8 protein-coding genes and 1 pseudogene are annotated in these 9,505 nt (G+C 72.6%); 7 read left to right on the top strand and 2 right to left on the bottom strand.

The window, feature by feature from the left end:
• The 4 genes from ACIA6B_RS31165 to ACIA6B_RS31150 form a co-directional block, all read left to right on the top strand.
• A partial coding sequence (locus ACIA6B_RS31165; RefSeq protein WP_396778857.1) for an oligopeptide/dipeptide ABC transporter ATP-binding protein occupies positions 1 to 318 on the top strand: 318 nt, incomplete at its 5' end.
• The gene (locus tag ACIA6B_RS31160) at positions 315 to 1,322 is read left to right on the top strand and encodes an ABC transporter permease (protein WP_396778856.1); all 1,008 of its coding nucleotides are present in this window, start codon (positions 315 to 317) and stop codon (positions 1,320 to 1,322) included. The genes ACIA6B_RS31165 and ACIA6B_RS31160, both read left to right, overlap by 4 nt.
• 11 nt (positions 1,323 to 1,333) lie before the next feature.
• A complete protein-coding gene (locus ACIA6B_RS31155) occupies positions 1,334 to 2,320 on the top strand; it encodes an ABC transporter permease (RefSeq protein WP_396778854.1) in 987 nt (328 codons plus the stop codon).
• 127 nt (positions 2,321 to 2,447) lie between these two features.
• A complete protein-coding gene (locus ACIA6B_RS31150) occupies positions 2,448 to 4,190 on the top strand; it encodes an ABC transporter substrate-binding protein (RefSeq protein WP_396778852.1) in 1,743 nt (580 codons plus the stop codon).
• A gap of 93 nt (positions 4,191 to 4,283) precedes the next feature.
• Here the strand turns inward: ACIA6B_RS31150 and ACIA6B_RS31145 are convergent, their stop codons facing one another.
• A complete protein-coding gene (locus ACIA6B_RS31145; RefSeq protein WP_396778850.1) occupies positions 4,284 to 6,431 on the bottom strand; it encodes a prolyl oligopeptidase family serine peptidase in 2,148 nt (715 codons plus the stop codon).
• Between the two features lie 87 nt (positions 6,432 to 6,518).
• Between ACIA6B_RS31145 and mshB the strand changes: the two genes are divergently transcribed.
• The 3 genes from mshB to ACIA6B_RS31130 all read left to right on the top strand — a co-directional run bounded on the left by mshB (position 6,519) and on the right by ACIA6B_RS31130 (position 8,481).
• Positions 6,519 to 7,439, top strand: a complete 921-nt coding sequence (mshB, locus tag ACIA6B_RS31140) for an N-acetyl-1-D-myo-inositol-2-amino-2-deoxy-alpha-D-glucopyranoside deacetylase (protein WP_396778848.1) — start codon at positions 6,519 to 6,521, stop codon at positions 7,437 to 7,439.
• Between the two features lie 17 nt (positions 7,440 to 7,456).
• A complete protein-coding gene (locus ACIA6B_RS31135) occupies positions 7,457 to 7,930 on the top strand; it encodes a hypothetical protein (RefSeq protein WP_396778846.1) in 474 nt (157 codons plus the stop codon).
• Between the two features lie 86 nt (positions 7,931 to 8,016).
• Positions 8,017 to 8,481: a hypothetical protein gene (locus tag ACIA6B_RS31130; RefSeq protein ID WP_396778844.1), complete on the top strand. Its 465-nt coding sequence runs from the start codon at positions 8,017 to 8,019 to the stop codon at positions 8,479 to 8,481.
• A 2-nt stretch (positions 8,482 to 8,483) separates the two neighbouring features.
• Here the strand turns inward: ACIA6B_RS31130 and ACIA6B_RS31125 are convergent.
• Positions 8,484 to 9,459: pseudogene (locus tag ACIA6B_RS31125) on the bottom strand (GNAT family N-acetyltransferase).
• Between the last annotated feature and the right edge of the window lie 46 nt (positions 9,460 to 9,505).

Here is a 9,505-nt window from a genome sequence, read left to right as displayed (position 1 = left end):
GGCGACCGCGACGCCATCTACACCCGGCCGCAGCACCCCTACACCCGGGCGCTGCTGTCGGCCATCCCGGACGTCACCACCCTCGGCCCCGCCGGGCGCATCCGCCTCACCGGCGACGTCCCCACCCCCCTCAACCCACCATCGGGCTGCCGCTTCCGCACCCGCTGCTGGAAAGCCACCGACCGCTGCGCCACCGACACACCCGCACTGACCACCCGCGACGGCGGCACCCAACTCACCGCCTGCCACTACCCGGAGGCGGGTCCGGTGGCGGTCGGCGTCGCCGGCGCCGCAGACGCGCAGGAGGTGACGGAATGAGTCTGTCCCCGGTCGAGGGCGTGGCCCTCGCCGAGATCGAGACGTCCGCCGACGGCGGTGAGCGGCGGGACGAGGAGTTCGTCGGCCGCTCGCCGGGCCAGCTCGCCCTGGCGCGGCTGCGCCGCGACCGCACCGCCCTGGTCAGCGGCGGACTGCTCGTTTTCTTCGTGCTTGTCGCGCTGGCCGTGCCGCTGATCGAGGCGCTGTACGGGGTGGGGCCGAAGGAGCAGTTCCAGAGCCGCCTCGACGGCTACGGCATGCCGCTGGGCTATGCCGGCGGCGTCACCGGTGAGCACTGGTTCGGGCTGGAGCCCGGTCTCGGTCGCGACATCTTCATCCGGATGGTGCACGGACTGCGCACGTCGCTGTTCATCGCGTTCGCCGCGGCCGTGCTGACCGCCGCGATCGGCGTGACCCTGGGCACCCTGGCCGGCTACCTGGGCGGCTGGCTCGACTCGGTGATCAACTGGATCACCGACCTGACGCTGGCCATGCCGTTTTTGATCATCGCGCTGGCGCTGATGCCGACCGTGGCGTTGCGCTTCTACGGCCAGCGGGAGGCCGTGCCGGCGTACTTCCAGATCGGGGTGCTCATCGCGATCTTCGCGCTGTTCGGCTGGACCAGCACGGCCCGGCTGGTCCGGGGCCAGATCATCGCGCTGCGCGAGCGGGAGTTCGTGGAGGCGGCGCGCGCCAGCGGCGCCGGGCTGGGGCACATGCTGTTCCGCCAGTTGCTGCCGAACGTCTGGGCGCCGATCCTGGTCGCCTTCTCGCTGGCGGTCCCGCAGTACATCACCAGCGAGGCGGCGCTGTCGTTCATCGGCGTCGGGCTGACGGACGAGACGCCGAGCTTCGGGCGGATGATCTACCGCAGCCTCGACTACCTCCAGACCGACCCGGCGTACGTCTTCTTCCCCGGCATCACGATCTTCGCGCTCGTGTTCGCCTTCAACCTCTTCGGCGACGCGCTGCGTGACGCGCTCGACCCGAAGTCGTCCCGGTAGGAGGCCGGCCCATGACGCGTTTCCTCATCCGCCGGCTGCTGTCCGCCGCGCTCACGCTCTTCGCGGTCAGCGTGCTCAGCTTCCTGATGTTCTTCGCCCTGCCGCGTGACCCGGTGACCGGCATGTGCCCGAAGAACTGCAACCCCGAGCGGCTGGAGCGGGTCCGCCAGGAGTTGGGCCTGCGCGACCCGCTGATCAGCCAGTACGCCGGTTACATGAAGGGCATCGTCACCGGGCGGGACCTGGGCAGCGCCCAGGGCGGCCGGTGCGACGCGCCCTGTCTCGGCTGGTCGTACGTCTCCAACGAGGCGGTCTCGGACACCATCGCCCGGGTGCTGCCGGTGACGCTGAGCATCGTCATCCCGGCGGCGGTCCTGTGGCTGCTGCTCGGCGTCGGCCTGGGCATGGTCTCGGCGCTGCGCCGGGGAAGCTGGCTGGACCGGGCGGCGATCGGCTTCTCGCTGACCGGCGCCTCGTTGCAGCTCTACTTCGTCGGCGCGGTGCTGCTCATCGTGTTCGTCTACAACCTGCGGCTGCTGCCGGTGCCGAGCTACACCTCGCTGTTCGACGATCCGCTCAGGTGGAGCAGTGGCCTGGTGCTGGCCTGGTTGGCGCTGGCCTTCCTCTTCTCCGCCATCTACGCCCGGCTGTCCCGGGCACAGATGCTGGAGACGTTGTCCGAGGACTTCGTCCGCACGGCGCGGGCCAAGGGCCTGGCCAAACGGACCGTGTACGGGCGGCACGCGCTCCGCGCCGCGATCACGCCGGTGGTGACCATCGCCGGCCTGGACGTGGGCGGGGCGCTGGGCGGCACCGTGATCACCGAGACGACGTTCGGGCTCAACGGGATGGGCCGGACGGCGGTGGACGCGGTCCGCGCCGGTGACCTGCCGACCATCATGGCGACCGTGCTGATCGCGGCGGTCTTCGTGGTGCTGGCCAACGTGGTGGTGGACCTGCTCTACGCGGTGATCGATCCCCGGGTGCGGCTGGGCTGAGCCTCCGGGTCGAGCCTCCGGGCCGACGAAATTTATCGAGAACTGTTACACAACTCGTAGTTTTTTTTCTTTACGATCCTCGGGACGTCGGGCGATGCGCCAGGCGTACGGGTGGAGGAGGTAGGAGATGCGACCACGTGCAGCGGCCGCCGTCGGCGGTGCCATCGCACTGGTGGTGGGGCTGGGTGCCTGCTCGGAGAACACGGGCGAAGGCACCAAGGTGGACGGCAACCGGCAGCAGACCGGCGTCATCGCGACCGACCCGAAGGACTCCCAGGGGCCCGCGGCGGAGGTGGAGGGCGCGGCCAAGGGTGGCACGTTCACCATCATCCGGGAGACCCCCATCTCCCACCTGGACCCGCAGCGGACGTACTCGTTCGCCGGCCTGATGACCAACCCGCTCTTCGCGCGCTACCTGACCACCTGGAAGGACGACGGCAAGGGCGGCCTGGTGCTGGTCGGCGACCTGGCCGAGACCCCGGGCAAGAACGTCAACAACGACTGCAAGGTCTGGGAATTCACCATCAAGGACGGGGTGAAGTTCGAGGACGGCAGCCCGATCACCGCCAAGGAGATCGCGTACGGCATCGCCCGGTCCTTCGACCCGGACCTCACCGGCGGCCCGACCTACCTCCAGGAGTGGCTGGCCGACACCCCGCAGTTCGACACCAAGTGGGACTTCAAGAAGAACAAGACGTCGCTGCCGCCGGGCCTGACCACGCCGGACGACAAGACGCTGCGCTTCGAGTTCGCCAAGCCCCGCTGCGACCTGCCGTTCGCGGTCTCGCTGCCGACCACCGCGCCGCTCAAGCCGGAGCAGGACACCGGCGTCAACCTGGACCAGAAGCCGTTCTCGTCCGGCCCCTACAAGATCGCCAAGAACCAGGTGGGTGTCCAGCTCACGCTGGACCGCAACCCGAACTGGGACGCGAAGACCGACCCGGTCCGCCACCAGTACCCGGACCAGTTCGTGTGGACCTTCGGCCCGACCGCGGACGCCGCGAACAACCGGGTGATCGCCGACAACGGCGCCGACCAGAGCGCGTTGGCCTTCAACACCGTGCCGTCCTCGCTGGTCGCGAAGGTGGCCGGTGACCCGGCGCTGAAGACCCGGACGCTGCTGTCCCCGACGCCGAGCGCCAACCAGCTCGTTATCAACACGCAGCGGGTCAAGGACCTGAAGATCCGCCAGGCGCTCAACTACGCGATCGACCGGGAGGGCCTGGTCAAGGCGCTCGGCGGCCAGACCGTCGCCCAGCCGATCACCACGCTGATGCCGCCGTCGACCATCGGCTACAAGGCGTACGACGCCTACCCGGCGGGCGCCAACGGCAACCTGGAGAAGGCGAAGGAGCTGCTGGGCGGCCAGACGCCCGAGCTGGTCCTCGGCGTCGCGGACAACACCAACGAGCAGGTGCAGGCGGTCCAGCTCAAGGGCAACCTGGAGCGCGCCGGCTTCAAGATCACCGTGCGGAACATCCCGGACGACTCGAAGCTGGACGAGGTCAAGAAGAAGAACAATCCCTGGGACCTCTACATCGGCAACTGGGCCGCGGACTGGCCCAGCGGCGCGTCGATCCTGCCGGTGCTCTACGACGGCCGCACCATCAAGGCCGAGGGGAACAGCAACTCGTCGTACTTCAACGACGACGCGATCAACGCCGAGATGGACCGGATCCTGGCCCTGCCCCCGACCGAGCAGGGCCCGGAGTGGGGCAAGCTCGACGAGCGGATCATGAAGGAGTTCGCGCCGGTGGTGCCGCTCTACGTCGACGTGGCGTACAACGTGCACGGCTCGAAGGCCGGCGGCGTCTTCATCTCCTCCGTCTTCGGCTACCCGAGCTTCGTCAACGCGTACGTCAAGCAGTAGCCCGCCGACCCTGGGACAAGAAGGGGCCCCCTCTCCACACGTGAGTGTGAGAGGGGGCCTTTTCCACCTGAGGCGTCAACCGGGGGCCCCTCCTCACACCAGGTAGCGGCGGAGGAAGTCCAGCTCCAGGCGGAGCAGGCGCTCGGAGACGCCGTCCGCCGCCAGGTGACTCGCGCCGGTCAGCGGCAGCACCGCGTGCGGGCGGCCGGTGGCCAGCAGCGCGGCGGAGAGCCGCAGCGTGTGCGCGGCCAGCACGTTGTCGTCGACCAGGCCGTGCACCAGCAGCATGGGCCGGGCGTCGGCCGGGGCGCCGAGCGGCTCGGCGGCCAGCTCCACGAGCGAGTGGTGCGCGTAGACGTCCATGCCGTCCTCCGGCATGCCCAGGTAGCGCTCGCTGTACGCGGTGTCGTACAGCGCCCAGTCGGTGACCGGCGCGCCCACGATCGCGCACTTGAACAGCTCCGGGTGGCGCAGCACCGCCAGGCCGGCGAGCCAGCCGCCGAACGACCAGCCCCGTACCGCCACCCGGTCCAAATCCAGGTCGGGGTGTTTACCGGCGAGCGCGGTCAGCGCGTCCACCTGGTCGGTCAGGATCACGTCCGCCACCCGGCGGTGGATCGCCTTCTCGAACGACGGCGCGATGCCGGGCGTGCCCCGGTTGTCCACCGTCACCACCGCGAAGCCCTGCTCGGCCCACCACTGCCGCTCCAGCCAGGCGCCGCGCGCCGCGACCACCTCCTGGTGGCCCGGCCCGCCGTAGACGTCCACCAGCACCGGCAGCCGGGTGCCCTTGACGTGCTCGGCCGGGTAGAGCACCGCGCTGGGCAGCCGCCGGTCGGTCACCCGCACCAGCGTCGGACGCGGCGCGTACGAGCAGGTGGCGGCCAGTGAGCGCAGCTCACCCACCTCGCGGTCGCCGTGCCACACCCGCCAGCGGACCCCGGCGTACTCCAGCGAGGCGGTCCCCACCGCCAGCGTGGCCCCGCCGATGGCGGCGGTGTGCCAACCCGGGTCGCTGCCCATCCGGCGGGCGTCCATCCCGCCGCCGATGGTGGTCCGCACCCGGTAGAGGTGCCGTTGGCTCGGTTCGCCCTCACTCGCCTCGACCAGCAGGTCGGCCGCGGTGTCGGGGCCGGCCGGCAGCCGCCCGACCACCCGCCGCACGTACAGCGAGGGCGGGGTCAGCAGCGTGCCGTCGGCGAACAGGCAGCGGGCGTCGTACCCGTCGTGGGCCAGCTCGCCGCCGACCAGCACCCGCCCGTCGGGCAGGTGCGCCGGGGTGCCCGGGACCGGTTCCACCCAGCGCGGGTCGGCCAGCTCGGCGTGCACCTGCGTCTCCCCGGTGCGCGGGTCCACCGCGAGCACCAGCCCGTGCTGCTGGGAGCGGCGCAGCACCGTGATCAGCGGCCCGCCGTCCGCCCACTCCACCGCGCTCAGGTAGGGGTAGGTCTCCCGGTCCCAGTGCACGTCGACCCAGCCGCCGTCGAGGTCGAGCAGGTGCAGGCTGACCTCCGCGTTCGGGCCACCCGCCACCGGGTACGCCAGCGACGTCGGCGGGGTCGCCGGGTCGGCCGGGTCGTGCAGGTACCACCGGGGCAGGCGGGACTCGTCGACCCGGGCGGCCAGCACCGCGCGTCCGTCCGGGGCCCACCAGTAGCCCCGGTACCGGTGGAACTCCTCGGCCGCGATGTGCTCGGCCAGCCCCCAGGTCACGCCGCTGTCCTCGCCGGCGAGCAGGTTGTCAGTGCCGTCCGGCTCGACCACCCGGAGCTGCCCCCGGCGGACGCCTTCGGCGGCGTCGGTGACGTAGGCCAGCCGCTCGCCGGTCGGGTCCGGACGCGGATCGATCACCGGCCCGACGGTGGCCACCTCGACCACGTCGCCGTGCCGCAGGTCGGCCCGGAACAGTCGCCCGGCCAGCGCGAACGCGGCCACCCGGCCGGTCGCGTCCAGCGCGTACCCGCCGATGCCGCCGGCGCTGAGCCGCATCCGCTCGCGCAGCGCCCGCTCGCCGGGGGCCGGTCGGGCCGGCTCCGCGTCCGTGCCGAGCAGCACCGCCGGGTCGGCGACCAGGCGTTCCTCGCCGGTGTCGACGTCGAGCAGCCAGAGCGCGTCGGCCGGGTCCTCCGGGCCCGCGGAACGCAGGAAGAGCACCCGGGAGCCGTCACCGGCCACGGTCACGGCGCGCGGCGCCCCCAGGCTGAACCGACGGGTACGGGCGGCCAGCTCGGGAAAGTCCACGCCTGCAGATCGTAGGCGGGCACCGGGCATGATGTGGCCGACCTGGGCGGACGCATGACCGTCGGACGGGCAGGACCGCCGGTTAGAGTGACGGGCGTGACGACGCTGCCCGACCGACGCCTGCTGCTGGTCCACGCGCATCCCGACGACGAGTCGATCGGCACCGGCGCGACGATGGCGCACTACGCCGCCGCCGGCGCCCACGTCACGCTGGTGACCTGCACGCTCGGTGAGGAGGGCGAGATCCACGTGCCGGCGCTGGCCGGGCTCGCCGCGGCCGAGGCCGACCAGCTCGGCGGCTACCGCATCGGCGAGCTGACCGCGGCCTGTGCCGCGCTCGGCGTCACCGACCACCGGTTCCTCGGCGGCGCGGGTCGCTACCGCGACTCCGGGATGATGGGGATGCCCACCAACGAGCACCCACGGGCGTTCTGGGGGGCCGACCTGGACGCCGCCGCCGGGCACCTGCTGGAGGTGATCCGCGAGGTCCGCCCCCAGGTCGTGGTCACGTACGACCCGAACGGCTTCTACGGCCATCCCGACCACATCCAGGCGCACCGGGTGACGATGCGGGCGGTGGAGCTGGCGGCGGCCGAGGGGACCGCCCCGGCGAAGGTCTACTGGACGGCCATGCCGCGCAGCGTGCTCGACGCCGGCCTGGAGACGTTCACCGAGTCGTCGGACAATCCCTTCGCCGGCATCTCCAGCGCCGACGAGCTGCCGTTCGGCACGCCGGACGCGCAGATCGCCGCGCGGGTGGACGCCACCGAGCAGCACCCCGCCAAGGAGGCGGCGATGCGCGCCCACGCCACGCAGATCCCGGCCGACTCCTGGCTCTACGCGATCGCCGGCAACTTCGGCGCCGAGTTCATGGGGGTGGAGTACTTCACGCTCGCGGTCGGCGAGAAGGGGCCCGGCGGCGGCCGGTACGGCTGGGAGGACGACCTCTTCGCCGGGCTGGCGCTGGACGGGTCGGACCGCGCCCCGGTCGCGGCCGGTCTCCGGTGACGTCGTCCGCCGCGCCCGTGTCGGTCCTTCCGGAGCAGCAGCCGCCCGCACCGCCCAGCGCGGTGGAGCGGGCGCTGGACCGCGCGCTGCGGGTGGCCGGCGGCGTGGTGTCGGTCTGGGCCGGCGCGCTGTTCGCGCTGCTCGATCTGATCTTCGCCACCTGGGCCTGGGCGGCGGTGCAGGGCCGGTCCGGGGGTACGCAGGCGCTCGTCGGCATCGGCCTGGCGGTCGCCGGGATCGCCGCGGTGGCGGCGTCGACGGTGCTGCTGGGCTGGTTCGCGCACCTGTCGACGGGCAGCCGGTGGGGGGTGGCGCTGGCCGCGTTGCCGTGGTTCCTGGTGATCGTCGTGGGCGGGTTCCGGACCACCGAGGGCGATCTGGCGCTCGCCGGCGACAACGTGCTCGGCCTGGCGTTGATCGTCTCCGGTGCGGTCACCTTCGCGGTGCTCGGCTTCCGGCACGTGGTGACGCCGCCGCCGGTGGACCGCTGAGGTGCTGACGCCGCACAGCCGGCGGTGGTAGACATTCCTGCCAGAGGCTCGCCGCCGGGGCGGGCGGTACGTGCGGGAGGCGTGCGATGGGTCAGCGGTGGCGTGCGATCGGGGTGCTGACGGCCGCGTTGTTCGCGGTCAACGTGGTGGCCCGGCTGGTCATCAAGTTCGCCTTCCCGGACGACGACACCGCCGCCAGCCGGGTCTCGCTGGTGATGTTCCTGGCGATCGGTCTCATCCTGGCCGGCGTGTCGTTCCGTTGGGGCGCCGGCCGGCCGGTCGGGCATTGGGCCGGTGACCTGGCCGTCGCGGTGGTGGCGGCGCTGGCGCTGACCGTCTTCGTCGGCCCGCTGCTGGTCGGGGAGAACCCGTTCGGCGGGGGCGCCGGCCTGTTCTTCGCCCAGATCTGGCTCTACCTCGCGGCCACCGCGGCCGGGGTGCTGGTCGGCTACCTGACGCTCACCGCGCTGGGCCGTGACTTCCGCTCCCGCCAGCTCAAGCGGTACGCCGAGTTGAAGGCGTCCCGGCCCCGCCGGATCGTCCGCCGCTGACGTCAGGGCGCCACCCGGGTCAGGTAGGTGTGGTGGGTGGTGAAGCCGAGCCGGTGGTAGAGCGCCACCGCGCCGACGTTGCGCTGCTCGACCTGAAGGAACGCCCGGGTGGCCCCCTCGGCCGTGGCCCAGCCGGCCAGGGCGCGGACGACCGCGGCGGCGTACCCGCGCCGGCGGGCCTCCGGCAGCACTTCGAGCAGGCTCACGCCGAGCCACCGCCCCCCGCCGGTGACGGTGCCGCGCCCCACCGCGAGCAGTCGGCCGTCCACCCGTAGCTCGGCGAAGCGGATCCGGTCCACGGCGGTGAGCACGTGCCGCGCGGCCTCCGGGAGCCCGCCCTTGCGGTCGGCGGCGATCGCCAGCCAGTCGTCGGTGGGCGCGCCGGCCAGCGCCACCGGCGGCAGGTCGGCGACGGCCAGCGCCACCGGCGGCGGTGGGCGGCGGGGCGGTCAGGGTGGTGAGCGGCACGGTCTGCACCAGCACCGGCGGGCGGGACGTCCAGCCGCGTGCGTCGAGTTCCGCGCCGACCGGGGCGGCCAGCGGCAGCGGCGTGTTCACCAGGGCCGGCTGGCCGAGGTCGGCGTACCAGCGCTGCACCGCGTCCAGGGCCGCCGGCAGCGGCCGGTCGGGGTCGCCGATCGGGAGCGCGCTGTTCGCCCGGCCGGTCCAACCGGCCGCGGAACGCAGCCGCCAGTCGCCGAGCCGGCCGCGAACCGGGGCCGGCCACGCCTCATCGCTTGCGCTTTCCAGGTCGACCACGGCGACGGCGGTCGGCCGGCGAGCCGGTGGCACCCGCTTCGCCCGGTGCACCTCACCGACCGGCACGCGGAGCGGGCCACCGGCTGTGACCAGCGTAATGTGCGTCTCGCTCAGCTCGACCAGCTCGCCGAGCGCGTCGGAGAACAGCGGCCGGCCCTCCCGGATCCCCACGATCCGGCGGACTACGATCCGGTGTCCCACATCCTGCTGTCGGAGCACGATCGACCTCCTCCCCGGCGAGATACTAGGCTCTTACCGTTGCGGA

The organism is Micromonospora sp. NPDC051141, from assembly GCF_044455765.1.
Classification (GTDB): Bacteria; Actinomycetota; Actinomycetes; order Mycobacteriales; family Micromonosporaceae; genus Micromonospora.
This window is presented reverse-complemented; position numbering and strand designations above follow the sequence as displayed.